The organism is Streptomyces sp. NPDC004542, from assembly GCF_040610035.1.
Lineage (GTDB): Bacteria > Actinomycetota > Actinomycetes > Streptomycetales > Streptomycetaceae > Streptomyces.
The window spans coordinates 1-25,847 of the sequence record NZ_JBEXLP010000098.1 but is presented as its reverse complement, the minus strand read 5'-3'; the positions used below and the strand labels follow the sequence as shown (position 1 = coordinate 25,847).

The 25,847-nt window shown below is 71.4% G+C and carries 17 protein-coding genes and 1 pseudogene; 13 read left to right on the top strand and 5 right to left on the bottom strand.

The window, feature by feature from the left end; all coding sequences use genetic code 11:
* Positions 1–92: 92 nt before the first annotated feature.
* The 3 genes from ABZX30_RS32690 to ABZX30_RS32680 form a co-directional block, all read right to left on the bottom strand.
* Entirely contained in the window at positions 93–1,637 is a 1,545-nt protein-coding gene (locus tag ABZX30_RS32690) for an alpha/beta hydrolase (protein ID WP_355940336.1), read from the bottom strand.
* 137 nt (positions 1,638–1,774) lie between these two features.
* Positions 1,775–3,322 carry an alpha/beta hydrolase gene (locus ABZX30_RS32685; protein WP_355940333.1) on the bottom strand — a complete coding sequence of 516 codons (1,548 nt, stop codon included), beginning with the start codon at positions 3,320–3,322 and terminating at the stop codon, positions 1,775–1,777.
* Between the two features lie 73 nt (positions 3,323–3,395).
* Entirely contained in the window at positions 3,396–6,194 is a 2,799-nt protein-coding gene (locus ABZX30_RS32680; RefSeq protein ID WP_355940330.1) for a lysylphosphatidylglycerol synthase domain-containing protein, read from the bottom strand.
* Positions 6,195–6,380: 186 nt separating this feature from the next.
* Between ABZX30_RS32680 and ABZX30_RS32675 the strand changes: the two genes are divergently transcribed.
* The 5 genes from ABZX30_RS32675 (at position 6,381) to nudC (ending at position 16,560) form a co-directional block, all read left to right on the top strand.
* Positions 6,381–6,767, top strand: coding sequence for an MGMT family protein (locus ABZX30_RS32675; protein WP_355940327.1), 387 nt, complete (start codon positions 6,381–6,383; stop codon positions 6,765–6,767).
* Between the two features lie 257 nt (positions 6,768–7,024).
* Complete coding sequence (locus ABZX30_RS32670; RefSeq protein ID WP_355940324.1) at positions 7,025–10,360, top strand: ATP-dependent DNA helicase; 3,336 nt, start codon at positions 7,025–7,027, stop codon at positions 10,358–10,360.
* A gap of 102 nt (positions 10,361–10,462) precedes the next feature.
* Positions 10,463–14,050, top strand: a complete 3,588-nt coding sequence (locus ABZX30_RS32665; protein WP_355940322.1) for a UvrD-helicase domain-containing protein — start codon at positions 10,463–10,465, stop codon at positions 14,048–14,050.
* A gap of 10 nt (positions 14,051–14,060) precedes the next feature.
* Positions 14,061–15,464 carry a dipeptidase gene (locus tag ABZX30_RS32660; RefSeq protein ID WP_355940319.1) on the top strand — a complete coding sequence of 468 codons (1,404 nt, stop codon included), beginning with the start codon at positions 14,061–14,063 and terminating at the stop codon, positions 15,462–15,464.
* A 151-nt stretch (positions 15,465–15,615) separates the two neighbouring features.
* Positions 15,616–16,560: an NAD(+) diphosphatase gene (nudC, locus tag ABZX30_RS32655; RefSeq protein WP_355940316.1), complete on the top strand. Its 945-nt coding sequence runs from the start codon at positions 15,616–15,618 to the stop codon at positions 16,558–16,560.
* 82 nt (positions 16,561–16,642) lie between these two features.
* On the opposite strand, the pseudogene ABZX30_RS32650 reads toward nudC, so the two are convergent.
* A pseudogene (locus ABZX30_RS32650) lies at positions 16,643–16,729 on the bottom strand (NrdH-redoxin); the annotation flags it as partial.
* Positions 16,730–16,791: 62 nt separating this feature from the next.
* Here ABZX30_RS32650 and ABZX30_RS32645 point away from each other — a divergent pair.
* The 4 genes from ABZX30_RS32645 (at position 16,792) to ABZX30_RS32630 (ending at position 21,524) form a co-directional block, all read left to right on the top strand.
* Complete coding sequence (locus tag ABZX30_RS32645) at positions 16,792–18,495, top strand: recombinase family protein (RefSeq protein ID WP_355940313.1); 1,704 nt, start codon at positions 16,792–16,794, stop codon at positions 18,493–18,495.
* A 258-nt stretch (positions 18,496–18,753) separates the two neighbouring features.
* Positions 18,754–19,104 (top strand): hypothetical protein, encoded by a 351-nt coding sequence (locus tag ABZX30_RS32640; RefSeq protein WP_355940310.1) that lies wholly within the window; start codon positions 18,754–18,756, stop codon positions 19,102–19,104.
* Positions 19,105–19,985: 881 nt separating this feature from the next.
* The gene (locus tag ABZX30_RS32635) at positions 19,986–20,570 is read left to right on the top strand and encodes a recombinase family protein (RefSeq protein WP_355940308.1); all 585 of its coding nucleotides are present in this window, start codon (positions 19,986–19,988) and stop codon (positions 20,568–20,570) included.
* Positions 20,571–20,726: 156 nt separating this feature from the next.
* On the top strand, positions 20,727–21,524 hold the full coding sequence (locus tag ABZX30_RS32630; protein ID WP_355940305.1) for a hypothetical protein: 798 nt from the start codon (positions 20,727–20,729) through the stop codon (positions 21,522–21,524).
* Positions 21,525–21,747: 223 nt separating this feature from the next.
* Here ABZX30_RS32630 and ABZX30_RS32625 read toward each other — a convergent pair whose 3' ends face one another.
* Positions 21,748–22,005, bottom strand: coding sequence for a mycoredoxin (locus ABZX30_RS32625; RefSeq protein ID WP_351238267.1), 258 nt, complete (start codon positions 22,003–22,005; stop codon positions 21,748–21,750).
* A 205-nt stretch (positions 22,006–22,210) separates the two neighbouring features.
* On the opposite strand from ABZX30_RS32625, the gene ABZX30_RS32620 reads away from it, so the two are divergent.
* The 4 genes from ABZX30_RS32620 (at position 22,211) to ABZX30_RS32605 (ending at position 25,751) form a co-directional block, all read left to right on the top strand.
* Positions 22,211–24,409: an ATP-dependent DNA helicase UvrD2 gene (locus tag ABZX30_RS32620; RefSeq protein ID WP_355940302.1), complete on the top strand. Its 2,199-nt coding sequence runs from the start codon at positions 22,211–22,213 to the stop codon at positions 24,407–24,409.
* Positions 24,410–24,573: 164 nt separating this feature from the next.
* Positions 24,574–24,888 carry a hypothetical protein gene (locus ABZX30_RS32615; RefSeq protein WP_355940299.1) on the top strand — a complete coding sequence of 105 codons (315 nt, stop codon included), beginning with the start codon at positions 24,574–24,576 and terminating at the stop codon, positions 24,886–24,888.
* A gap of 174 nt (positions 24,889–25,062) precedes the next feature.
* Positions 25,063–25,431, top strand: coding sequence for a WhiB family transcriptional regulator (locus ABZX30_RS32610; protein ID WP_355940296.1), 369 nt, complete (start codon positions 25,063–25,065; stop codon positions 25,429–25,431).
* A complete protein-coding gene (locus tag ABZX30_RS32605) occupies positions 25,428–25,751 on the top strand; it encodes a hypothetical protein (RefSeq protein WP_355940293.1) in 324 nt (107 codons plus the stop codon). Before ABZX30_RS32610 ends, ABZX30_RS32605 begins: the two co-directional genes overlap by 4 nt.
* Positions 25,752–25,847 lie beyond the last annotated feature (96 nt).

Sequence of the window (25,847 nt, the reverse complement as noted above, 5' to 3'; positions counted from 1 at the left end):
CCTTTCTCCCCGCTCTCCTCCTCCCCGGCTCGCCCCGCCCGCCGGGGGGGGGGGGCGGGCGGCCCCGTGGGCCCCCCCCCCCCCCGCCGTCGTCATGAGCAGACCTTGCCGTCCTTCGGTACCGTGCCGTTCAGCAGGTAGGCGTTCACCGTCGAGTCGACGCAGTCGCTCCCGCGGCCGTAGGCCACGTGCCCCTCGCCCTTCCAAGTGAGTTGGACGCCGACGCCCCGGCCCAGCTCGTCGGCCATCCTGCGGGTGCCCTCGTACGGGGTCGCAGGGTCGCCGGTGTTGCCGACCAGGAGGATCGGCGCCGCGCCCGGGGCGCTCACCTCGGGGGTCTCGTACTGTCCGGGCACCGGCCAGTGGTGGCACCAGCCGGCCGCGTCCCAGCCCAGGAAGTCCCCGAAGACCGGCGAGATCTTCTCGAAGCGGGGCAGCAGTCTCTTCGTCTCCTGGAGCGTGGGCCGCTCCTTGTCGTCCAGGCACGATATGGCCCGTTGGGCGTGGGTCGACGTGCCGTAGTGCCCCGAGGAGTCCCGCTCGTTGTAGTCGTCGGCGAGGGACAGCAGCCGCGTCCCGTCTCCCTCTTCGGCCGCGCTGAGCGCACTGGTCAGCTCCGGCCAGCGGGATGCGCCGTACAGCGGCAGGATGATGCCGGTGACGGCCAGCGTCTGGGTCAGTTTCCGTCCGGAGGACGTCGGCAGCGGCCGCGCGTCGATCCGCTTCAGCAGGTCGGCGATCTTCTGGGACCCCTGCGCGGGGTCCTGGCCCGTCGACCTCAGATAGTCGTCGAGTGCCCGTTGGAAGCCCTTGGCCTGGTTCTCGGCGTGACCCACCGCGTCCGCGCTCGGGTCCACCACCGCGTCGAGGACCAGGCGCCCCACGTTCCCCGGGAACAGGTGGGCGTAGACGCCGCCCAGTTCGGTGCCGTAGGAGAAGCCGAAGTAGTGCGTCCTGGCGTCACCGAGCACTTGGCGGATCAGGTCCATGTCGCGGGCGGTGTCGGGGGTCGAGACGTGGGCCATCAGCTTCCCGGCGGCCCGTGAGCAGCCCTTGCCGAAGTCGGTGGCGTCCTGGAAGTACGCCTCTTCCTCGGCCGGGGTGTCGGGGGTGGTGTCCACCGTCTCGGCCGCCTGGATGTCCTTGTCGCTGCGGCAGCGGAGGCCCTCGCTGGCCCCGACTCCGCGCGGGTCCCAGCTCACCAGGTCGTACCGCTGGCGCAGTGCGGTCATGGTGGGTCCGAAGGCCGGCATCGTCGAGACACCCGAGCCGCCCGGTCCGCCGAAGTTGAACAGCAGCGAGCCGATGCGGTCGTTCCCGTCGGCCTTGGCCCGGATCAGCGCCAGGCCGATGGTGGCGCCCTCGGGCCTGCTCCAGTCGAGCGGCACCTTCAGTGTCGCGCACCGCCACTCACTGCTCGGTGCGGGGGAACCGCCGGTTGCCGTGCAGCGGCCCCAGTCGGGTTTCTGGGCCGTGAGCGAGGAGGGGAGGCCGGTCACGGAGGTGGCGGTCGGCGGTGGGGACGGTGCCCCGGACCGCCGCTGCGCGTCGTCCCCGCCCCTGTCCGACCCGCCGCCGCACCCGGCCACCAGCACCGCGGCGGCGACCATGGCCGGCCACCGTACGAAACGTGACATGCGCACCCCCTCGCAAGGCCCTCCGCGTCTCGGTCGCGGTGAGCTGTCAGGCCATGGTAGGCGGATCTCCCCGAGCCCGATTCGCCCTGTGGATAACCCTTTGACCTGCGCTTTTCTGTGCTGGTTGCGAGGGTGGTTCAGGAGCAGACCGTGCCCGCCGCGGGCACCGTGCCGTCCAGCAGATAGCCGTTCACGGCGGCCTGCACGCACTTGTTCTTGCTGTCGTACGCGCCGTGCCCCTGCCCCTTGTACGTCAGTTCGACGCCGACACCCTTGCCGAGCGCGTCCACCATCTTCTTCGCGCCCTCGTACGGCGTCGCCGGGTCACCGGTGTTGCCGACGACGAGGATCGGCGCCGCCCCGGGCGCGCTCACGTCCGGGTGGTCGGCGGCGCCCGGCACGGCCCAGTCGGTGCAGCCGATCATGCCCCAGGCCAGGTAGTCCCCGAACAGGGCGGAGGCGGCGCGGAACTCGGGCAGCTTCTGCTGGACGTCGGCGGCGGTGTAGCGCGGTTTCGCGTCGGCGCAGTTGATCGCGGTGTTCGCCGCGGCGATGTTGCTGTACTCGCCGTTCTCGTTGCGTCCGTTCATCGAGTCGGACAGCAGCATCAGGATCCTGCCGTCGCCCTCGTAGGCCTGCTGCAGCCCCTCGGTGAGGTACTCCCAGAAGTCCTTCGAGTACAGCGACTGGGCGATGCCGTTGGTCGCGTCGCTCTGCGTCAGCTCGCGGGGCAGGATGCCGGGGATCGGTTTGCGGTCGAGGTCGGCCAGCAGCTTGGCGATGCGGTCCTTGACGTCCTGCGCGGTGTCGCCGATCGGGCAGTCCTCGACCTTCGAGGTGCAGTCCTCGGCGAAGTTGTCGAGGGCCAGCTGGAAGCCCCTGGCCTGCCCGAGCGAGGACTGCTCGGGGTCTTCGGTGGGGTCGACGACGGCGTCGAAGACGGCGCGGCCGACGTTCCTGGGGAACAGATGGGCGTAGACGCCGCCGAGTTCGGTGCCGTAGGAGATGCCGAAGTAGTACAGCTTGGCGTCCCCGAGGACCTGGCGCATCAGGTCCATGTCACGGGCCGCGTCCGTGGTGCGTACGTGCGGCAGGATCTTCTGGGAGTGCTTCTCGCAGGCCGCGTTGAACCGTTTGGTGCGGTCCAGGAGCTGGGCGCGCTCCGCGCCGTCGTCCGGTGTGGCGTCCTGCTGGAAGTACTCGTCCAGCTGCGCGTCGCTCTCGCACTCCACGGGCGCGCTGCGGCCCACCCCGCGCGGGTCGAAGCTCACCAGGTCGTAGCGGGTGCGCAGCGCCGCGTAGTCCTCGCCGAACGCGGGCAGCGTGGTGACGCCGCTGCCGCCGGGGCCGCCGAAGTTGAACACGAGGGAGCCGATCCGCTTGCTCGCGGCCCCGCTCGCCCTGGCCCGGATCAGCGCGAGGCCGATGGTGTCGCCCTTGGGCTCGCTCCAGTCGAGGGGCGCCTGCATCGTGGCGCACTGCCACTTGGCGCCCCCGGGCAGCGGCGACGGGGCGCTGCCGCCGCCCTCGGCTTCGGAGGGGGCCGGGCAGTCCTCCCAGTCCAGTTTCTGCGCCGTCAGGTCACCGTCCCGCTCGTGATGATCGCCGCACCCCGACAGCAGTGAGGACAGCAGCACCGCGGAGGCGAGGGCGGCGGCGGCTCGGATCCGGGAGGGGTTCGGCATGTTCCCATCCTGCGGTCGCGTGAGGCCGGGCGCGCGGGGCGCGAGCCGTACGAGGTACGCCCCGCACCGGGCGCTAGAGTGCGCCCTTGCGCGTCAGGTGGTTGAAGGCTAGCCAGCCGGGCAGGACGGGCAGCCACAGTGTCAGCAGCCGGAACAGCAGGACGGCCGGCGCGGCGACCTCCTTGGGAAGGCCGACGGCGATCAGGCCGACGGTCAGGGTCGCCTCGACCGCGCCGACGCCGCCGGGGGTGGGAGCCGCGGAGCCGAGCGCGTTGCCGGCGAGGAAGACGACGGCGACGCTGGCGATGCTCAGCGATGTCGTGTTGTCGCCGAACGCCCGGATCGACGCGTCCAGGCACATCACGAAGCAGGCGGTCAGCAGCAGCATGCCGCCGATGCCGGTGACCAGCTTCTGCGGCCGCTGCAGGACATCCAGCATGCGTGGCACGACACCGGCGAACAGCGACCTCACGCGCGTGACGACGAACTTCCGCAGGAACGGGACGGAGGTCACCACGAGGACGAGCACCGCCACCGTCAGCAGACCGGCGATGACCGTCCGGGACGGCGACAGGGACGGCGTCTTCTCGGTGCCGGTCAGATAGCCGAAGGACAGCAGCATCAGGATGTGGCAGCCGAGCCCGAAGAGCTGAGAAGCGCCCACGCTGGCCACCGCCAGCCCGGGGCGCACGCCCGCGCGCTGCAGGAAGCGCGTGTTGAGCGCCACACCACCGACCGCGGCCGGTGCCACGATCTTCACGAACGAGCCGGCGACCTGCGCCGCCACGGTCCGCAGGAAGGGCACCCGCTCGGGCACGAACCCGAGCAGGGCCATGGCTGCCGCGAAGTAGCTCGCCGCCGAGAACAGCACGGCCGCGAGCACCCAGCCCCACTGGGCGTTGGCGACCAGCGGCCCGATCTCGATGTGCGTGAGCTGCGTCAGCAGGAAGTACGCACCGATCGCGCCGGCCATGAAACTGATCAGCGTGCGCGGCCGCACCCGTTCCAGCCGGGCCGGCTCCACGGGTGCCTGCGGCCTGATCCGCAGCACCTGGTGCCGGATCTGGGTGAGCAGATCCTCCTCGCGCGCTTCCTCCAGGGCCTCGTCGATGGCCCGCTTCTCGGCCCGCTGCTCGGCCCGCACGGTCTTCTTGTCGGGCTTCTCCAGCGCGGATCTGGTGTCCTCCGGCGCCTCCTCGAGGCGGGCCTGCTTGGCCTGCCGGGACGCCTCGAGGACCGCCTCGCGCTCACGCTGGGCCCGCTCCCGCGCCAGTCTGCGCAGCGTCGCGCGCGTGGAGCGGGTCAGTGCGATCGGCTGGAGCATGGGCAGGCAGTCGGCGACCGCGTCGGGTCCGAGGACGCCGACCGCGGAGGCCACCGCACGCTCGGCGCCCACCCGCAGACCGAGCGTGGTGACCAGCTGGGCGATGTCCATGCGCAGCAGGAGGTCACCGGCCGCGATCTCGCCGCCGCGCAGATCGGTGAGGATCACCGCGCCGGAACGATCGACCAGGATCGCGTCACCCGCGAGCCTGCGGTGCGCGATGCGCCGGGACTGCAGGGCCTTCACCTGGTGCCAGGTGTGGTGCAGCAGGTCGTCGGTGATCTCGTCGTCGGCCAGCGAGTCGAGGCTGCGCCCGCCGGTGTGCTCGTAGACGAGCATCACGGCGTCGGGGCCCAGCTCGGACGTGGCGATCAGCTTCGGGGCGTTGGCGCCCGCCGCGATCGCCGCGTACGCCAGCAGCGCCTCCTGCTCCAGAGCCTGACGCAGCGACTGGAGGCTGGAACGGGTGGCGAAGCCGCGCAGGGTGAGGTTGCGCCACGCGCGGTAGAAGAAGCCCTGGGCCTGCTGCTCCCGGTCGACGACCGTGACGTCCAGCGGCGGGCCGTCCTCCAGGGTCACGAAGTAGCGCCGGCCGCGGTCCGCGTTCTCGGCGTCCGGGGCGTCGTCGCGGGCCGCGCTGACCGGGTGGAATCCGACGTGCCGCAAACCCGCCATCAGGGTCTGGCCGGTGGGCCGGACATTGGGCGAGCCGACCGCGTACAGCGTGCCGTAGGCCACCGTCCAGCCGATCAGCACCGTCAGGATGATCGAGAAGGGTGTCGTGTAGCCGGTGACCAGCATGGAGAAGGCGTCGAGCAGCAGCACGATCCACAGCACCGCGCGCCAGCGGGGCCGCCGGGACATGCCGACGGCCGTCATGTAGGCGATGACGGGGGCGAGGTAGCCGTGCACCGGGTCGGTCAGGGCGTGGATGTCACCCGGGGAGGGCTGGGTGAGCGCCTCCTGGATGGAGTCCGGGGCTGCCTGGGCGACCCACAGGTCCGTGGCGAGTGTCACACCGTGCGCGAGGACCGCCGCGAGCACGCCGTCGGCGATGCGCAGCCCGTCCCGTTTGATCAGCCGTTCGATCGCGAACGCGACCGGCACCAGGAGGATCGCGATGCTCGACGCCAGCCCCGCGATCTTGATCAGCAGATCGGGTGCCTGGCCGGTGCCCTTGTTGATGTCCTGTTCGAACCCCGAGGTGGTCCCGTGGGCGAACGCGGCGATCGCCAGCAGTACGGCGACGGCGAGCACGCCCACCAGCAGGCGCATCAGGTCGGAGGGGCGGTGCACGCGCGCGGGGAGCAGCGGTTCGTCGCCCTCTACGGCGTCGGTGTGCACCTCGTCGTCCGCGCCGGTGCACGCTTCCTCGTCCGCGTCGGTGTGCGCCTCGTGATCCGGGTGGTCACCGGGGGTCGCGGCGTCGTCGGGCGGCCGCGGGTCCTTCTGGACCGGGCCCTCGGCGTGTGCTTCGGCGGGGTCCGGGCGCGACGCCGCGGCAGAGGTGCCCTCCGCGCCTTCGGGGTGCACGCCCTGCTGCTTCATCGTCTCTTCTTGATCTCGTATCACCGGTCACCGCCCGCACGATGGTGGCATGCCGCACCGACACACGGGGGCATCAGGGTGCAAATGCAGGGGCGCACAGTCTGCCGGAGGGGCCGCCGGACGGCGAGGGCCCCCACTGCCGCCGCCCGCGTCATGTTGTCGGTGGGGTGGGGCAGGATGGGGCGGATGAGCGAGCAGAGGCATCCGGAGGACACATGCGCCGGACACGCGGACGCGCTGCCGGAGTACGCCGAGCGGGTCCTCGACGTCGCCGAGGGGATCCCGCCCGGCCGTGTCATGACGTACGGAGACGTCGCGGAGTGGCTCCAGGAAGGCGGCCCGCGCCAGGTGGGCCGGGTCATGGCCCTCTACGGAGGGGCCGTCCCGTGGTGGCGGGTCGTCCGCACGGACGGCGTCCTGCTGCCCGGCCACGAGCTGCGGGCGCTCGAGCACTACCGCGCCGAGGGCACTCCGCTGAAGGAGGCGGGCAGGGCCGCCGAGGGCCACCTGCCCCGCCTCGACATGAGGCGGGCCAGATGGGACGGCGGCACGAGCGCGGAAGGTCACACCTGACAGCTTCCGCCATCGGAGGCCCGTGAGGGGAGCCCGTGGCCCATAAGGGGGAAGCCCGGCACGTCCGTGGCATGGCGTACGTTCGTGAGTCGTGGGACTCGCGGGGCGCGAGCGCCGCGAGGGGTGAACCGGAAGCCCGGCTTCCGCCCCTTCCGTCGGCGTACCGTCGGCTGCGCGCGTCCCCCTCACCCCGCGGCCACCGTCACGCACGCGCGACCGCCTGCCAACCAGCACACCCACCAGGACCGGCGAACCACGTGAGCTCCTCTTCCTCCACCAGGCGCCTGCCGCACCCCCCGGTGCGGCGGGGGAACAGTGGCGCTTACCGACTGGTGCGTACCCCTGGGACCGAGCCGGATCCCCTCCGTCTGGACGCCGCTCAGCGCGCCGTGGTTGACCACAGGGCCGGTCCGCTGCTCGTCCTCGCAGGTCCCGGCACCGGCAAGACCACCACCCTCGTCGAGTCCGTGGCCGCGCGGATCGCCCGTGGCGGGGACCCCGAGCGCATCCTGGTGCTGACGTTCAGCCGCAAGGCGGCCGTCGACCTGCGCGACCGCATGGCCCTGCGGACAGGGGCGGCCCGCGCACCCCGGGCGACCACTTTCCACTCGTACTGCTACGCCCTGGTCCGCGCCCACCAGGACACCGACCTGTTCGTGGAGCCGCTGCGCCTGCTCTCCGGCCCCGAGCAGGACGTCACCGTCCGTGAACTGCTCGCGGGCCAGCCGGAGCTGGAGCGGCTCGGGCTCGACCACGTGCGCTGGCCGGACGAGCTGCGCGCCTGTCTGACCACCCGGGGCTTCGCCGACGAGGTCCGCGCGGTCCTCGCCCGCAGCCGCGAGCTCGGTCTGGGGCCCGACGCCCTGGACGCCTTCGCCCGGCGCATCGGCCGCCCCGACTGGCAGGCCGCCGCGGCCTTCCTCGCCGAGTACCTCGACGTCATCGACCTGCAAGGCGTGCTGGACTACGCCGAACTCGTCCACCGCGCGGTGCTCCTCGCCCGCCGCCCGGAGACCGCCGCCCGGCTCGCCGCCCGGTACGACGCCGTGTACGTCGACGAGTACCAGGACACCGACCCGGCCCAGGTACGCCTGCTGCACGCCCTGGCCGGCGGCGGCCGCACCCTGGTCGCCTTCGGCGACCCCGACCAGTCGATCTACGCGTTCCGGGGCGCCGACGTGAACGGCATCCTCGACTTCCCACAGGCCTTCCCGCGCGCGGACGGCCGGCCGGCCGCCGTGGAGGTCCTGCGCACCTCCCGCCGGTCCGGTGCCACCCTGCTGGACGCGACGCGCCTGCTGACCCAGCGCATGCCGCTGACCCGTCTCCCCGCCGACAAGGTCCGCGCCCTCCGCGAGCCGGCCCCGGTGCGGGACTCGGGCCGCGTCGAGGTCTACACGTATCCCACACCCGGTACGGAGCTCGACAACATCGCCGACATCCTCCGCAGGGCGCACCTGGAGGACGGGGTGCCCTGGAGCGACATGGCCGTCCTGGTGCGCGCCGGGTCCCGCACCATTCCCATGGTCCGCCGCGCCCTCACGGCGGCCGGCGTCCCGCTGGACATCGACGGCGACGACCTGCCCCTGCGCCACGAACCGGCGGTGGCACCGCTGCTGACCGCACTCCGGGCGGTGGCCACGGCGGAGGCGGCGGAACGCCCCGGCCAGGACCCCGAGCGGCCCGGCGAGGACCCCGAGCGGCCCGGCGAGACCCCCTGCTGGCTCGACACCGAGACCGCGCTCACCCTGCTCGCCTCACCCCTCGCCGGAATGGACACCGCCGATCTGCGCCGCCTCGGCCGTGCCCTGCGCGAGGAGGAACGCGCGGCCGGCCACCCGCTGCCGCCGCCCTCGGACGAACTGCTCGCGCGGGCGCTCGCCGAACCCGAGCGCCTGGTCGCGCACGATCCCGCGTACGCGCGCGGGGCCCAGCGCCTCGGTGCGCTGCTCAGGAAGGCCCGGGAGTGCCTGGCGGGCGGCGGCACGGCCGAGGAGGCGCTGTGGGAGCTGTGGGAGGGCACGCCGTGGCCCGCCCGGCTCGAGCGGGCCGCCCGGCGCGGCGGAGCGGCGGGACGCAACGCCGACCGCGACCTGGACGCGGTGTGCGCCCTGTTCGCGACCGCCGCGCGCGCGGAGGAGCGCACCGGCGGACGGGGCGCTCTCAACTTCCTCGAGGAGATCGCGGCCGAGGACATCGCCGCCGACACACTGACCCGGCGTGCGCTGCGGCCCGACGCCGTACGCCTGATGACCGCACACCGTTCCAAGGGCCTTCAGTGGCACCTGGTCGTCGTCGCCGGCGTCCAGGAAGGGCTGTGGCCCGACCTGCGCCGCCGCGGCTCCCTGCTGGAGGCCGACCGCATCGGCCGCGACGGGCTCGCCGAACCGCTCACTCCGGGTGCGCTCCTCGCCGAGGAGCGCCGCCTGTTCTACGTGGCCGCCACGCGCGCGCGTGAGCGCCTCGTCGTCACCGCGGTGAAGGCGCCCGCGGAGGACGGAGACCGGCCCTCCCGGTTCCTCACCGAACTCGGCGCCGAGCCGCAGGACGTCACCGGCCGCCCGCGCCGCCCGCTGTCCGTGGCCGCGCTGGTCGCCGAGCTGCGCGCCACGACGGTCGACCCGCGCGCGTCGGCAGGCCTGCGTGAGGCCGCCGCCCGCCGCCTCGCCCGGCTCGCCGCCCTCGCCGACGACGACGGCCGCCCCCTCGTCCCCTCCTCGCACCCCTACCGCTGGTGGGGGATGTTCGAGCCGACCGAGAGCAAGGTGCCGCTGCGCAACCGCGACCAGCCGGTCGTGCTGTCCGGCAGCGCCCTCGACCAGCTCGCCAACACCTGCGCCCTCCAGTGGTTCCTGGGCCGCGAGGTGAAGGCCGACGCGCCCGCCACCGCCGCCCAGGGCTTCGGCAACGTCGTCCACGTCCTGGCCGACGAGGTCGCCTCCGGACGCACGCCCGCCGACCTCGACGTCCTCATGGAACGCCTGGAGTCCGTGTGGAACGCGCTCGCCTTCGACGCGCCCTGGAAGTCGGCGCAGGAGAAGGAGCACGCACGCGTGGCGCTCGAACGCTTCCTGCGCTGGCACGTGCTGGACCGGACCGGGCGGACACCACTGGCGAGCGAGCACGACTTCGACGTCACCCTCGCAGCGGGTGACTACGAGGTGCGCATCCGCGGCCAGATGGACCGGGTCGAAGCGGACGGCGAGGGCCGGGCGTACGTCGTCGACTTCAAGACCGGCAAGCAGGCCCCGACGGCACGCGAGGTGGAGCGGCACCCGCAGCTGGCCGTCTACCAGCTCGCGGTACGCGAGGGCGCCGTGGACGACGCCTTCGACGGCGTGCGGCCCGAGCCCGGCGGCGCCGAACTGGTCCACCTGCGGCAGGGCGCCGCCCAGCGGGACGGCGGCGACGGCCTGCCCAAGGTGCAGGCCCAGGAGCCACTGGAAGGCGAGTGGGTCGGCGAGCTGCTGGCCAACGCCGCCGGAAAGGTGCTCGACGAGCGGTTCACGCCGAGCACGGGCCAGCACTGCACCCACTGCGCGTTCCGGGCGTCGTGCAGCGCGCGGCCCGAAGGACGGCACGTGATCGAGTGACCCGCGTGACGCATCGCACCACCCGCGCTGACCAGCGCCTCCACCGGCTCGGAGGGGCGATCGCGCACTCGATGTCAGTGCCCTTCGCTAGCCTCTGACGACATGCCCGCACGTATCACCGACCCCGAGCAGCTCAAAGAGCTCCTCGGTATCCCGTTCACCCCGGAGCAGACGGTCTGCATCACCGCACCGCCCGCTCCGCAGGTGATCGTGGCCGGAGCCGGTTCGGGCAAGACCACGGTGATGGCCGCGCGCGTGGTGTGGCTGGTCGGCACCGGCCAGGTCGCCCCCGAACAGGTCCTCGGCCTGACCTTCACCAACAAGGCCGCCGGCGAACTCGCCGAACGCGTCCGCAAGGCCCTGGTGCGGGCCGGCGTCACCGACCCCGACGTGGTCGACCCCGACAACCCGCCCGGCGAACCGGTGATCTCCACCTACCACGCCTTCGCCGGCCGGCTGCTGACCGACCACGGCCTGCGCATCGGACTCGAACCGACGTCCCGCCTGCTCGCCGACGCCACCCGCTACCAGCTGGCCGCACGCGTGCTGCGCGAGGCGCCCGGCCCCTACCCGGCGCTGACCCGCTCCTTCGCCGACCTCGTCAGCGACCTCCTCGCCCTCGACGCCGAACTCGCCGAACACCTCGTACGCCCTGAGGAACTGCGCGCCCGGGACGCCGACCTGCTGCGCACCCTCGCCGGCGCCAAGCTCACCAACGCCGACCTGCGCAAGGTCCCCGAGACGGCCGCCGCCCGGCGCGAACTCGCCGGGCTGGTGCTGCGCTACCGGGCCGCCAAGCGCGAGCGGGACCTGCTCGACTTCGGCGACCAGATCGCCCTCTCCGCGGACCTCGCCCGGATCCCCCAAGTGGGCCGGACTCTGCGCGAGGAGTTCCGCGTGGTGCTCCTCGACGAGTACCAGGACACCTCGGTGGCCCAGCGCATCCTCCTGGCCGGCCTGTTCGGCGGCGGCACCGGCCACCCGGTCACCGCGGTCGGCGACCCCTGCCAGGCCATCTACGGCTGGCGCGGCGCCTCCGTCGCCAACCTCGATGACTTCCCCGAGCACTTCGCGCACCCCGACGGCAGCCCCGCCACCCGGCAGGCGCTCAGTGAGAACCGCCGCAGCGGCGGTCGCCTCCTCGACCTCGCCAACGGACTCGCCGAGCCCCTGCGCGCCATGCACACGGGCGTGGAGGCTCTGCGTCCGGCCCCCGGCGCCGAGCGGGACGGCACGGTCCGCTGCGCCCTGCTGCGCACCCACGCCGAGGAGATCGACTGGGTCGCCGACTCCATCGCCCATCTCGTCCGCACGGGCAAGGCGCCCGGCGAGATCGCCGTACTGTGCCGCACGGCGACCGACTTCGCCCAGATCCAGGGCGCCCTCGTCGCCCGGGACGTCCCCGTCGAGGTCGTCGGCCTCTCCGGGCTGCTCCACCTGCCCGAGGTCGCCGACCTCGTCGCCGTCTGCGAGGTGCTCCAGGACCCGGGCGCCAACGCCTCCCTGGTCCGTCTGCTGACCGGCCCGCGCTGGCGCATCGGCCCCCGCGACCTCGCCCTGCTGGGACGGCGGGCCCGCCTGCTCGTGTCCCACGCGCGCGTGGACGCCGAGGACGACCCGGACCGGCGGCTCGCCGAGGCCGTGGAGGGCGTCGACCCGTCCGAGGTGATCTCGCTCGCGGACGCGCTCGACACGTTCCTCGAAGCACCCCTGGACGGCGCCGGGGACGACGACGGGCTGCCCTTCTCACCCGAGGCACGTGTACGGTTCGCGCGCCTGGCGGCCGAGCTGCGCGAGCTGCGCCGCTCACTGGCCGACCCCCTGATGGACGTCCTGCACCGCGTCCTCGCCGTCACCGGCCTGGAGGTCGAGCTGTCGGCGTCCCCGCACGCCCTCGCCGCGCGCCGCCGCGAGACGCTGTCCAACTTCCTGGATGTCGCCGCGTCCTTCGCCGCGAACGAGAGCGAGGCGAGCCTGCTGGCCTTCCTCGGCTTCCTGCGCACCGCGGCCCAGTACGAAAAGGGCCTCGACAACGCCCTGCCCGGCGGGGAGAACACGGTCAAGGTGCTCACCGCGCACAAGTCCAAGGGCCTGGAGTGGGACGTCGTCGCCGTTCCCGGCCTGGTCACCGGCACCTTCCCGAGCGGCCAGGGCCGCGAGAAGTGGACCACCCAGGCCAAGGTGCTGCCGCACGGGCTGCGCGGTGACGCGGACACCCTGCCCGACATCGAGACCTGGGACTCCCGGGGCATGAAGGCCTTCCACGAGGCCATGAAGGACCACCAGCACACCGAGGAGCTCCGCCTCGGCTACGTCACCTTCACCCGCCCCCGCTCCCTGCTCCTCGGCTCCGGCCACTGGTGGGGCCCCAGCCAGAAGAAGCCCCGCGGTCCGTCCGACTTCCTCATGGCCCTGTACGACCACTGCACCGCGGGACACGGAGAGGTCGAGGTCTGGGCCGAGGAACCCCGGGACGACGAGGAGAACCCCGCGCTCGACCTGGCGACCGCCGACCAGGCCTGGCCGCTGCCCCTGGACGCCGCCGCCCTGACGCGCCGGCGCGCCGCCGCCGACACCGTCCTCGCCCATCTCGAGACCCTCGCCACCGGGGACGCCGGCCACCCGGTAGCCACCCACGACCCCGGCACCCACGACGACCCGGACTGGCCCGCCCCGCCGGACGACGAAGAGCCCGCATACGGCGAAGCCCCCCCGTACGGTGAAGCCCCCCCGTACGGTGAAGCCCCCCCGTACGGTGAAGCGCCCCCGTACGGCGAAGCGCCCCCGTACGGCGAAGCGCCCCCGTACGGCGAAGCGCCCCCCGAACCCGACCCCTTCGACGAGGACCCGGCCGACTGGGACGAGTGGACCACCGGCCGGGCCACGATCCCGCGCCAGGCGACGGCTCCCGAGCCGCCCCCCGCCCGTTCCCACTCCGCCGGGCCGGAACCCGCGCCCCTCACCCCCGAGGAGGCCCGCACCATCGCCTCCTGGGACCGTGACCTGGACGCCCTGGCCGGCGAACTCCTGCGCGCCCGGGAGAGCGTCACGGACGTCCCTCTGCCGACCACGCTGACCGCGTCGCAGCTGCTGCGCCTGACCGCCGACCCCGACGGATTCGCGCAGGAACTCGCGCGCCCCATGCCGCGCCCCCCGCAACCGGCCGCGCGCCGGGGCACCCGGTTCCATGCCTGGGTGGAATCCCGCTTCGAAGAGTTGACGCTGCCCATGCTGGAACCCGAGGAACTGCCCGGCGGCGAGGCGGAGATCGCCGACGAACGCGACCTCGAGGCACTCAAGGACGCCTTCGAACGCACCGAGTACGCACACCGCACGCCCTACCGTGTCGAGACCCCCTTCCAGCTCACCCTCGCCGGCCGCGTCGTGCGGGGCCGCATCGACGCCGTCTACCGGCGCGACGACGGCGCCGGTACGACGTACGAGATCGTCGACTGGAAGACCGGCCGTGGTCGCACCGCCGACCCGCTCCAGCTCGCCGTCTACCGGCTCGCCTGGGCCGAGCAGCAGGGGGTGCCGCCGGAGTCGGTCACCGCCGCGTTCCTGTACGTGCGCAGCGGCGAGATCGTCCGGCCCGCGCACCTGCCCGGCCGGGAGGAACTGGAAGGACTGCTCCTGGGGCAGGCGGAGTGTGACGAACCGCCCGCCGAGGATCCGGGTGCGGGCCGATAGGCTCGTGAGCATGAGCCAGACCCCGGACAGCGCCGTCCGCACGTACATCGAGCAGCACCGCGCCGCCTTCCTCGACGACCTCGCCGAGTGGCTGCGCATCCCGTCCGTGTCGGCGCAGCCCGACCACGCGCACGAGGTACGGCGCAGCGCCGGCTGGCTGGCCGCCAAGCTCCAGGAGACCGGCTTCCCGACCGCCGAGGTCTGGGAGACCCCGGGCGCCCCGGCCGTCTTCGCGGAATGGCCCGCCGACGACCCGGGCGCGCCGACCGTCCTCGTCTACGGCCACCACGACGTCCAGCCCGCCGCCCGCGAGGACGGCTGGGACAGTGAGCCCTTCGAACCCGTCGTCCGCGGAAACCGTCTCTACGCGCGCGGGGCGGCCGACGACAAGGGCCAGGTGTTCTTCCACACGCTCGGTGTCCGTGCCCACCTCGCCGCCACCGGCCGCACCACCCCCGCCGTCCACCTGAAGCTGCTGATCGAGGGCGAGGAGGAGTCCGGCTCCCCGCACTTCCGCGCCCTCGTCGAGGAGCGCGCGAACCGCCTCGCCGCCGATGCCGTGATCGTCTCCGACACCGGCATGTGGGCCGAGGACACCCCCACCGTCTGCACCGGCATGCGCGGACTCGCCGAGTGCGAGATCCACCTGTACGGCCCCGACCAGGACATCCACTCCGGTGCATTCGGCGGCGCCGTGCCCAACCCGGCGACCGCCGCCGCCCGCCTGGTCGCCGCTCTGCACGACGAGCACGCACGCGTGACGGTCCCCGGCTTCTACGACGGCATCGTCGAACTCACCGACCGCGAGCGCACGCTCTTCGCCGAGCTCCCGTTCGACGAACAGCAGTGGCTGCGCACCGCCAGGTCGTACGCCACCCACGGCGAGGCCGGGCACAGCACCCTCGAGCGCATCTGGGCCCGCCCCACCGCCGAGGTCAACGGCATCGGCGGCGGCTACCAGGGCCCCGGCAGCAAGACGATCATCCCGTCCTCGGCGATGGTGAAGCTCTCCTTCCGGCTGGTCGCCGGACAGGACCCCGCCCACATCGAGAAGGCCGTCCGCGCCTGGGTCCCCGATCAGGTGCCCGCCGGCATCCGGCACGAGATCACCTTCAGCCCGGCCACCCGCCCGTGCCTCACCCCGCTCGACCACCCCGCGCTGCGGTCCGTGGTCCGCGCCATGGGCCGCGCGTTCCAGCAGCCGGTCCGCTTCACCCGCGAGGGCGGCTCCGGACCCGCCGCCGACCTCCAGGAGGTCCTCGGCGCGCCCGTGCTCTTCCTGGGCGTCTCCGTCCCCTCCGACGGCTGGCACGCCCCGAACGAGAAGGTCGAGCTCGACCTCCTCCTCAAGGGCGTCGAGGCCGGCGCCTACCTGTGGGACGACCTCGCCGAGCACTGGCGCCGTGCGCCCTGACCGCCCCTCGCCGTCCGGAGCCGTGCCGCGCGCGGGGCACACTGGAGAGGCCGCCCCAGGCCGCATCGGCGCCCGATCCGGTCCCCTTTCCCGCCCTACGTCAACCGCCCGCCGACCCACATCCGTTCCACCGGGGGAGTTGGAAGCACCCGTGACCACCTGGACCGACCACACCGCCGACCGACCCATCTCGCTCACCGCCCCGAGCGGCATCGACCGAGCCGCCCACCACCGGCTCGACGAGGCCTGGCTGGCGGCGGCGTGGAGCCACCCCACGACCCGCTGCTTCGTGGTCTCCGGCGGTCAGGTCCTCATCGACGAGACGGCGGACGGCCGGACCGAACTCGTCATGACCCCGTCCTTCGAGGCACCGCTCACCGAGGCACACCGCTACTTCCTCGGCATCGACGAGGACGGCGTCAGCTACTTCGCGCTCCAGAAGGACGCGCTGCCCGGCCGCATCGACCAGTCCGCGCGCCCGGCGGGCCTGCGAGAGGCGGGCCTGCTGCTCTCCCCGCGCGACGTGGGCCTCATGGTGCACGCGGTCGGCCTGGAGAACTGGCAGCGCACCCACCGCTTCTGCTCCCGCTGCGGGGAACGCACGGTCATCGCCGCCGCCGGCCACATCCGCCGCTGCCCGGCCTGTGGCGCCGAGCACTACCCCCGCACCGACCCCGCCGTGATCATGGCCGTCACCGACCAGGAGGACCGTATCCTGCTCGGCCGCCAGGTCCACTGGCCCGAGGGCCGCTTCTCCACGCTCGCCGGCTTCGTCGAACCCGGCGAGTCCATCGAGCAGGCGGTGCGCCGCGAGGTCCGCGAAGAGGTCGGCATCAGCGTCGGCCAGGTCGAGTACGTCGCCAGCCAGCCCTGGCCCTTCCCGTCCAGCCTCATGCTGGGCTTCATGGCCCGGGCCACCACGCTCGACATCGACGTCGACGGCGACGAGATCCACGAGGCCCGCTGGTTCTCCCGCGACGAGTTGAGCGCCGCCTTCGAATCCGGCGACGTGCTGCCGCCGTACGGCATCTCCATCGCCGCCCGGCTGATCGAGCTCTGGTACGGCAAGCCACTGCCGACGCGGAGCTTCGTGTGAGCCGTCAGCTGAGCCGCGGCATGTGAAAAGGGCGGTACCCGAGAGGTCTCGGGTACCGCCCTCGGCGGCTGCCGTGCGGCGATCAGACGCCGATCTTCTGCTTCACCTGGGCGAGCGACGGGTTCGTCAGCGTCGAGCCGTCGGCGAAGCGCACCGTCGGCACGGTCTGTAGACTTCCCTCCTGCTTGTGGCGGCCAGGGAGGGTCGCCCATGTCTTGGGGAGGGGCAAGGGTGAGCGACAAGCCCAGGGCGCTTGGCGTGGTCCGTCTGTCTGTAGGCAACGAGAACCAGACCGGCGAGGAAACGCAGCGGACCCGCATCAGCAAGCGGGCCGACGCGGAGGAAATGGAGCTGGTCGACTTTGCGGTCGACATCGACGTGTCGGCGTCCATCTCGCCGTGGGTGCGTCCGTCCCTGGGGGACTGGCTCAACAACAAGAAGGACCAGTTCGACCACATCATCATCCTGAAGATCGACCGCATCGCGCGGTCGGTCCGCCATCTCTCGGACATCATCGAGTGGTGCGAGGCGAACGGTAAGGGCCTCATCTCCTGCGAGGAGGGATTCGACCTCTCGAAGCCGTGGGGCAAGACGATCGCCAAGATCCTGGCCGTGGTCGCAGAGGCCGAGTTGGACGCCATCAAGGCCCGCAACAAGGCTTCCCGGGAGACCATGCGGAAGACCGGTCGTTGGCCGGGTGGCCTTGTCCCGTTCGGACGCAGAGCGGTGAAGGGCGACGCAGGCTTCACCCTCGAACTCGACCCCGAGTACGGCCCGACGCTGATCGAGATGATCCGGCGCTTCATCGAGAAGCCGAGTTTCTCGGCCGTCGCCGACTGGCTGAACGAGCAAGGCGTGCCCACGGCTCAGGACATCGCTCGCATCCGCGCGGCGGCAGGCGAGAGCACAACTCGGCTGGCGGACCCGAAGCCTCGGGGAGCCAGGTGGACGCCGACCACAGTGCAAGCCGTACTGGTCAGCCGCTCTCTGCTTGGGGAGTACGTGCGAGCCAATGGCGCCGCGGTCCGCAACGACGACGGCACACCCGTCATGCGGTCTGAGCCGGTACTGAACGAGGAGGAGTGGACGAAGCTGTCGGAAGCCGTCGCCTCGGTCAAGTACAAGAAGCAGAAGGGCTCTACGTCGCCGACGGTGGGCGTGACGTTCTGCATGCTGTGCGGTAGCTCCCTCTACTTCGTGAAGGGGGACCCGGCCAAGGGCAAGCGCGAGCGGTATCGGTGTCACGGCAACAAGAGCAAGGGCATCCAGGCATGCCCGAAGCAGAGGTTCTGGGCAGAGGACTTGTATCCCTGGCTGGAGTCGGCCCTGTTGGGCGAGATCGGCCACCTGGAACGGATGGAGTCGAAGACGACCATCGACGACAGTCGTGCGGCGAAGCTCGCCGTGATCGACGGCAAGATGAACCAGCTCCTGAAGGAACTCCAGCAGGACGAGATCAGCGCCGTCGCGTACGCCTCACAAGTCGCCAGCCTTGCCCAGGACCGAGAGAAAGTCACCAGCCAGGAGGGACCGAAGCCGGTGACCGTGTGGACCGGTACGGGCGAGGGCTACGCGGAGTGGTGGGTGCGGTCGAGCGTCGACGAGCGGCGGGAGTTCCTGAAGAAGCACAAGGTGAAGGCGCACTTCCGGCCCGATGTCCTTGCCATCGATCCAGGCGACCTCATCGAGAACATCCGGCAGCAGGGTGTCTCGTGGTGGGACACACCCGTCAAGGCTTCTCAAGTGCTCGCACCGATCACACCGGTGTCGCTGGCCGGAAAGCCGTACGAGAAGCCCACGACGCTTACGGGCGCAGAGTGGGAGATCGTCAGCCGCTGGGAGGACTTCGAGGCTGAACGCGCGGCGCAGCAAGCGAAGGACGAAGAGGAAGCCAAGGGAGCAGGCGAGGCCGAGAAGGTTACGGCTCCCGTGTGATGCTGCCGAGCGAGCAAGGAAGGCCCCCGACCATGGGGGCCTTCCCCGTTTCAGCATGTTGTACGATGCCGGGCCAGGTCGCCGCCGTCGCTCCCGACTGCACGAGACCGAGTCCAGGCCCGAAGCCTTGGGCGCCCACCTGTGAAGCGCTGTGCCTTTCGCACGGCCACCCCCGCAAAGAAGGGAGACACATGTCCCGCCGTCCGGCGGGGGTCGCTGGCGCACCCGTGTGCGCCTCACAGGAAGGAGCCGCAACCAGTGGCCATCAGCTTCGGTCATGACCGCCCGTGGGGCGGAGTCTCCCAGCGCGAGTACCGGCGCATGGCGCAGGAACCCTGGCACCCGCTCGCCTACCGAGTGCACTTCGCTGCGCTGGGCTGGGCTGACCGCCAGGGTCATGCAGCCTTCGACCCTGGGAAGCTGGCCGCTCTGCTGTGCAAGGAGGGCAAGCCCCTGTCCGACCAGAGCACGACCAACGCGGTCAACCGCGCCAAGAGGTTTGGACTCGTCTCGCCCCGGTCGGGTGCCGCTTGCCTGGTCCTGCCCTCTCACCTCTTCCAGAAGGGGAAGGGTGCACCGGTACCGTGCCGCGTCCATCAAGACCGGTGACCACACACCGCAGGTGTAGCCAGCACACGCCGTACGTGTAGCGACAGGGGCAGTGACCTGCGGAAAGGTTCGCTCGCTCTCTCTTCTGTTACCCCTCGCAGTTGCGGCCCCGCAGGGGCCGACAGAAGGAAGCGGCTTGGCGGCCCACGGCAAGCAGAGAGGGGGCGCGGCAGCGCCCCAAGAGACAGGCATCAGCGAAGTAGTAGGCAGCATGGGCGGCCGGATGGCCGCCACAGCCCGAAGCCTCTACGACAGTGCGGCCCCGCAGGGCCCGACAGGAGCAAGCCCAAGGGGGGCGCTGCCGCGCCCCACAGGCAAGGACGTAAGGCTTCGTTCTGTGCACTCCACCGCCGTCGCCAAGGAGGCAGCACAGGCCTTTGACCAGGCGTTACGCCTCAGCCGGCTGGAGTACAGGCCAGCCTGAAAGGCCCTGAAACCGTGGCAGGATTTGAGCCGGTAAGACACGGCGGTCGGGCAAGGCCCCTTCAGGGGGTCATACCCCACCTCCTTCGCCGTTGCCTCTCCTCCGCCGTCGAGAGGCTGGCCAGCGGCCCGTGTCCCGTGGCAAGCGAACGGCTGTGCGCCAGCGTGGGCGGCTGACAGGCTGTGCCCCTGGTAGACAGGCGAGAGCACAGCGACAGGCAGGCAGACAGGCTCACAGCCTCTTGCCGTTGCGGACACGCGCGGCGCTGGCCAACACACGGCAGAGAGCACAGCCCGACCGTGGCGCAGCGTGACGAGTAACGGGCGTCTCGAAAACCAAGGTTTGTGAGACGAGACGGCAGGCGCCCCGGAAGGGGGCGCAGCACTGTTCAAAACCCGTCTCGAAACTTCCGTCGCAGGCTTGACGTATTGAGACGAGTTCTGAGACAGTCCCGGCCGTGACGACGAACACGATCACCGGTCAGCTCATCGGATATGCCCGCGTCTCGACCGATGACCAGGAAGCGCAGTTGCAGCGCGACGCACTGGCGGCCGCAGGGTGCGCCCGCATCTTCCAGGACAAGGCCAGCGGAAAGAACACCAACCGGCCAGAGCTCACGGCCGCACTGGACTACGCCAGACCCGGCGACACCCTGTGCGTGTGGAAGCTCGACCGGTTCGCCCGGTCCCTCATCGACCTTGTGACCATGGTCGACACCCTTCGAGAGCGGGGCATCGGGTTCAAGGTGCTCACAGGTGCGCTGGCCAACATTGACCCCGGTACAGCTGACGGCCGTCTCATGCTTCAGGTGGTCGGAGCCATGGCGGAGTTTGAGCGCAGCCTCATCAAGGAGCGCACCCGCGCAGGACTCGACGCAGCCAAGGCGCAGGGGCGTACAGGTGGACGGCCGTCCGTCGTCGATGAGGACGTGCTCACCGTGGCCCGTGCCAGGAAGGCGAAGGGCGAGAGCGTGAGCGCCATCGCCAAGGCTCTCGGGATCTCCCGTGCCACTCTTTACCGCCACCTCGGCGAGGGCGCCTGAGACAGGCGTACACGGGTGCGTCCCGAACCAGGAAAGGCGGCCACGGTCCGCCGCCAGTGTCCGCTTGGACTTCCTTGGAGGCTTTCGCGACCGCAGCTCAGCTCTGGAGTGCGGTGGTCGCGAGCCGTGTCAGACCTGCGTGCAACACTGCGGTCCATGTCTCTCTCTGATCTCACTTTCGACCAGTGGCGATCCTTCGAATTGCCTACCGCACGCCGCGTCGCCGAGGAGGCCGCTGGCTTGGTTGACGGTCGGGTGACACTCGTTGAGACCACGGAGCACCTCGGTGCTCCGCTTCATCGCATCCGGATCGAGCGGAACGGACAGGAATTCGCTCTGATACCCGGAGGGCCGGTGTCCCTCGGCTTCGACCTGAACAGTTGGCAACCGACCCCGCAGCAGACTGCCGACTACGCCGAGAGCCTGGAGCAGGGCTTCGGCTACGGATCCGACCTGCGGGCCCACCTCGCGCAGGTGCTCAGCCCCCGCCGGAGCGTCGTCTTGGCCACTGTGCTCATGGCTGTGGAGGACGAGAACCTGACCGAGTTGCCTGCTGACATGCCGGCTGTTCTCGCGGCTCGTGGCCTGCGGATGCCGAGCCCCGACGAGTGGGAGCACGCTTGTGGAGCTGGGGCAGAAACCCTGTTTCGGTGGGGGAACGACTGCCCCCTCGACCGCATCCCCTACGGGGACCGCACGGCCCCGCAGAACCAGCTGAACGCCTTCGGCCTGCGCATCGCCTACGACACCTACCGCACGGAGTTGACGAGCGACGTTACAGCGGTCCACGGCGGAGACGGTGGCGAGTCGGTGTGCGGCGGCTACGGCCACATGCTGGCATGGCTGCCCCTGGCCACCGCCAATCGCAACCCATCCATGGTCGAGTTCGTGTATGGCCCGGATGGTGAGGACCTTTGCGAGGACTTCTCTACTCGGCCTGTGCTCGCGCTCTGAACCTGCGGCTTTGCTACCGCGCGCTCAGAGGTTCTGTCGGTGACGGCCACCAGGTGGAACGCTCAGTCTCTCTGCGCCCTGTGCAGGGCGCGTTCAGGAGACTGCCTCGCATCTACAGCGGTGGTTGCCGGGGGCGGGCCTTGGTCCTGCCGCTGCGGTCTCCCCGGGGCACACAAAACCCCCGATCAGCGTCAGGCCGGTCGGGGGCTGCGTCTCGCAAGGGTCAGACGCCGAGCGCCTGCTTCACCTGGGCAAGGCTCGGGTTCGTCATCACGACCTCAGTGCCACCAGTGGAGGGAACTACCTGAACGGTCGGAACCGTCTGGTTTCCGCCATTCGCCTTCTCGACGAACGCCGCGGACTCCGGGTCCTGCTCGATGTTGATCTCGGTGTAAGCGATGCCCTCGCGGTCCAGCTGGCTCTTCAGGCGACGGCAGTAGCCGCACCACGTGGTGCTGTACATCGTCACAGTGCCCTGCATCTCGCTCGCGCTCCTCTGGCAGCTCGGGAAGGTCGTCCAGGGAAGGAACGCACGCGGACGGGCCGCCATTCCCGCCAGGGAGTCCGGCCGTGCGTGACGCCTGCCGCATGAGTCCGACGTGACACCTGTCGCATCAGTACGACTGCGAGGGCCTCCCTGTGGACAACCGGCACAGCCGTCTCCGGCGACCTGGCAGCATGGCCATGTGACAGCAGCAACGCACTCCACCCTCTTCCCGCGGGTACCGGACTCTGCCGACGCGGTGCTCGAAGGGCTCGACCCCGAGCAGCGCGAGGTGGCCACCGCTCTGCACGGTCCGGTGTGCGTGCTGGCGGGCGCCGGCACGGGCAAGACCCGGGCGATCACCCACCGCATCGCCTATGGGGTGCGCGCCGGGATCCTCCAGCCCTCCAGCGTGCTCGCCGTCACCTTCACCGCTCGTGCCGCCGGCGAGATGCGCGGCCGGCTCCGCCAGCTCGGCGCGCACGGCGTCCAGGCCCGCACCTTCCACTCCGCCGCACTGCGCCAGCTCCAGTACTTCTGGCCGAAAGCGGTCGGTGGCTCCATGCCCCGGCTCGTCGACCGCAAGATACAGCTCGTCGCGGACGCGGCCGCCGCCTGCCGCATCCGCCTCGACCGGGGCGAGCTGCGCGACGTCACCGCCGAGATCGAGTGGTCCAAGGTCACCCAGACCGTGCCCGCCGACTACGCGCTCGCCGCCGCCAAGGCCGGCCGCGCGGCCCCCCGTGACCCGGCCGAGGTCGCCCAGCTGTACTCCGTCTACGAGGACCTCAAGCGCGACCGCGCGGTGATCGACTTCGAGGACGTCCTGCTGCTGACCGTCGCCGTCCTCCAGGACCGCCACGACATCGCCGCCCAGGTCCGCTCCCAGTACCAGCACTTCGTGGTCGACGAGTACCAGGACGTCAGTCCCCTCCAGCAACGCCTCCTGGAGCTGTGGCTCGGCGAGCGGGACAGCCTGTGCGTCGTCGGTGACGCCAGCCAGACGATCTACTCCTTCACCGGTGCCACCCCCGACCACCTCCTCGACTTCCGCACCCGGCACCCCGGTGCGACGGTGGTCAAACTGGTCCGCGACTACCGCTCCACCCCGCAGGTCGTCCACCTCGCCAACGGTCTGCTCGCCCAGGCGCGCGGCCGGGCCGCCGACCACCGGCTGGAACTGATCTCGCAACGGGCCCCCGGACCCGAGCCCGTCTACGCCGAGTACGCCGACGAGCCCGCCGAGGCCGAAGGCGCCGCCCGCCGTATCCGCGAGCTCATCGACGCGGGCGTCCCGGCCGCCGAGATCGCGATCCTGTTCCGCACGAACTCCCAGTCCGAGACCTACGAGCAGGCCCTCGCCGACGTCGGAGTCCCGTACCAGCTGCGTGGCGCCGAGCGCTTCTTCGACCGTCCCGAGGTCCGCAAGGCGGGCGTCGCGCTGCGCGGCGCGGCCCGCTTCGGCGGCAACGACTCCCTCCTGGACGACGTCGTGACCCTGCCGTCCCAGGTGCGCGCGGTGCTCTCCGGCGAGGGCTGGACCAGTGAGCCCCCGGCCGGTTCCGGCGCCGTCAGGGAGCGCTGGGAGTCGCTGGCCGCGCTGGTCAACCTCGCCCAGGACTTCGCCGCCGCCCGACCTGACGCCACGCTCGGCGACTTCGTCGCCGAACTCGACGAGCGGGCCGGCGCCCAGCACGCCCCGACCGTCCAGGGCGTCACCCTCGCCTCGCTGCACTCCGCCAAGGGCCTGGAGTGGGACGTCGTCTTCCTGGTCGGTGTCGCCGAGGGCATGATGCCGATCACCTACGCGAAGACGGAGGAGCAGGTCGAAGAGGAGCGCCGCTTGCTCTACGTCGGCGTGACCCGCGCCAGAGAACGGCTTCACGTCTCCTGGGCACTGGCCCGATCGCCCGGCGGCCGCCCCGTCCGCCGGGTCAGTCGCTTCCTCGACGGTCTGCGCCCCGGGTCGGGTGCCACTCTCGGCCGCTCGGCCGGCGGGGCCCCCGGGGGCGTCGAGCGCGGTGTGCTGAACGGCTCCACGACAGCGGCTCCGCGGCGTACTCAGCGCACCCCGGCCCGCTGCCGGGTGTGCGGCCGCACACTCACCGACGCGGGCGAGATGAAGCTGATGCGCTGTGAGGACTGCCCCTCCGAGATGGACGAGGGACTCTACGAGCGACTGCGAGAGTGGCGTGCGGAGCAGGCCCGGCGCAGCGGACAGCCGCCGTTCTGCGTCTTCACCGACAAGACGCTGGTGGCCATCGCCGAGACCGTTCCCGAGGACGACCGGGAGCTGGCCCGCATCCCCGGCGTCGGCATGCGCAAGCTCAACCGCTACGGAGCCGATGTTCTGGCCATCTGCGCAGGCCAGCAGGCTGATCGGGGTGGCGGGAACGACTGATGCGAACTCGTCGGAAAAATAGTTTGCGCATGCCCCGGCAATCCCCATAGGTTCTAGGCACGGAAGCGGCGGCCTTCTCCAAGGCCCCGGTTCCGTGATGTACTTGCATATCCGAACGGACTGGTTCACCCCAGTCCCAGAGACGCCGAGAGGAGGCGAGTCCAGTGATCAGCATCAACACCGTCAGCACGGCCAAACTGACCGATCGCTCGGCCGTCTCCCTGTGCATGCTCGGCGTCTCGAACCTGGGCACCGGTCTGTCCGGCATCTCTGCCGTGCGTCCGGCGTCCTCCGTTGTCATCGCGGACCTTCCCGTCCGTGAGCGCAGTGAGCGACCGACCAAGGCACTGGAAGCAGTAGCGGCACAGGCCCAGGCCTATGCCTTTGCGGCGGCCGGTGCCGGATTCCGGAAGCAGACGACGCAGCACCACCTGATGTGGGCCTTCCGTGGGCCAGAACCCTGGAGTGATCCAGCCTGATCGCCGATCAGGCCGGCGCCTTCAGGGCCGCGGAACCCCATCCGGGATCCGCGGCCTTTCTGTTTTCCCCGAACGGGGACGGCGGACCGAAGGGGCCTCGGGACAAGAAAAGAACCCGGTACCAAGCCGACACCCGGTCAACCGGCCGGACCGACCAGACGAGGAAGACGATCCGTGCAACTCGAAGCGCACGCCCCGTCCGTACCGCCTTCCGAAACGATCCCCCCGCCCGGCCTCACGGAGGACTCCCCCTTGATCCCGCTCACCGCGCTCACCGCGCTCGACGACGCCATCGAGAACCTCGGCGTGCCCGTCCCCTGCCGCTCGTACGACCCGGAGGTCTTCTTCGCCGAGTCGCCGGCGGACGTCGAGTACGCCAAGTCCCTCTGCCGCACCTGCCCGCTGATCGAGGCCTGCCTCGCCGGTGCCAAGGAGCGGCGCGAGCCCTGGGGCGTCTGGGGTGGCGAGCTCTTCGTCCAGGGTGTCGTCGTCGCCCGGAAGCGGCCGCGTGGCCGCCCGCGCAAGAACCCGGTCACAGCATGAACATCGCAGGAACGATCGACCGCCCCCTCACGCACGACCCCAAGAAGCAGGCCCCGATGAAGCCGTCCACCAGCGAGCCCGCAGGCTCCGCGACTCCAGACTTCACCACCACCGGCGCGACCGACTCGCGTCAGAACAGGACCCGAGAGATGCAACTCATCCCAGAAGCCCTGGCTCGTGCGCATATGCACGAGCGACTGCACGAGGCCGAGCGGGAACGCCGGTCCGTGCGCCTGGTGACCGCCCGCCGGATGCAGCGCCGGGCCGAGCGCGCCTCGCTCCGTGCCCGCCGGGCGCTCGCCATGGCGGTCATGCAGTAACCGATCACGCATCTCCCAGCTGGTCGACGCCACCGCGCACACCACCACCGGTGCGCGGGTGGGCACCGCGGCGTACCTGCTCGGGAGCCAGGTACG

Bases quoted from the DNA above. Each gene is read 5' to 3' on its own strand.
- ABZX30_RS32690 (WP_355940336.1), bottom strand. From the start codon at position 1,637: ATGTCACGTTTCGTACGGTGGCCGGCCATGGTCGCCGCCGCGGTGCTG.
- ABZX30_RS32625 (WP_351238267.1), bottom strand. From the start codon at position 22,005: ATGCAGGGCACTGTGACGATGTACAGCACCACGTGGTGCGGCTACTGC.
- ABZX30_RS32665 (WP_355940322.1), top strand. From the start codon at position 10,463: ATGCCCGCACGTATCACCGACCCCGAGCAGCTCAAAGAGCTCCTCGGT.
- ABZX30_RS32680 (WP_355940330.1), bottom strand. From the start codon at position 6,194: ATGAAGCAGCAGGGCGTGCACCCCGAAGGCGCGGAGGGCACCTCTGCC.
- ABZX30_RS32660 (WP_355940319.1), top strand. From the start codon at position 14,061: ATGAGCCAGACCCCGGACAGCGCCGTCCGCACGTACATCGAGCAGCAC.
- ABZX30_RS32630 (WP_355940305.1), top strand. From the start codon at position 20,727: ATGTCTCTCTCTGATCTCACTTTCGACCAGTGGCGATCCTTCGAATTG.
- ABZX30_RS32605 (WP_355940293.1), top strand. From the start codon at position 25,428: ATGAACATCGCAGGAACGATCGACCGCCCCCTCACGCACGACCCCAAG.
- ABZX30_RS32675 (WP_355940327.1), top strand. From the start codon at position 6,381: ATGAGCGAGCAGAGGCATCCGGAGGACACATGCGCCGGACACGCGGAC.
- ABZX30_RS32685 (WP_355940333.1), bottom strand. From the start codon at position 3,322: ATGCCGAACCCCTCCCGGATCCGAGCCGCCGCCGCCCTCGCCTCCGCG.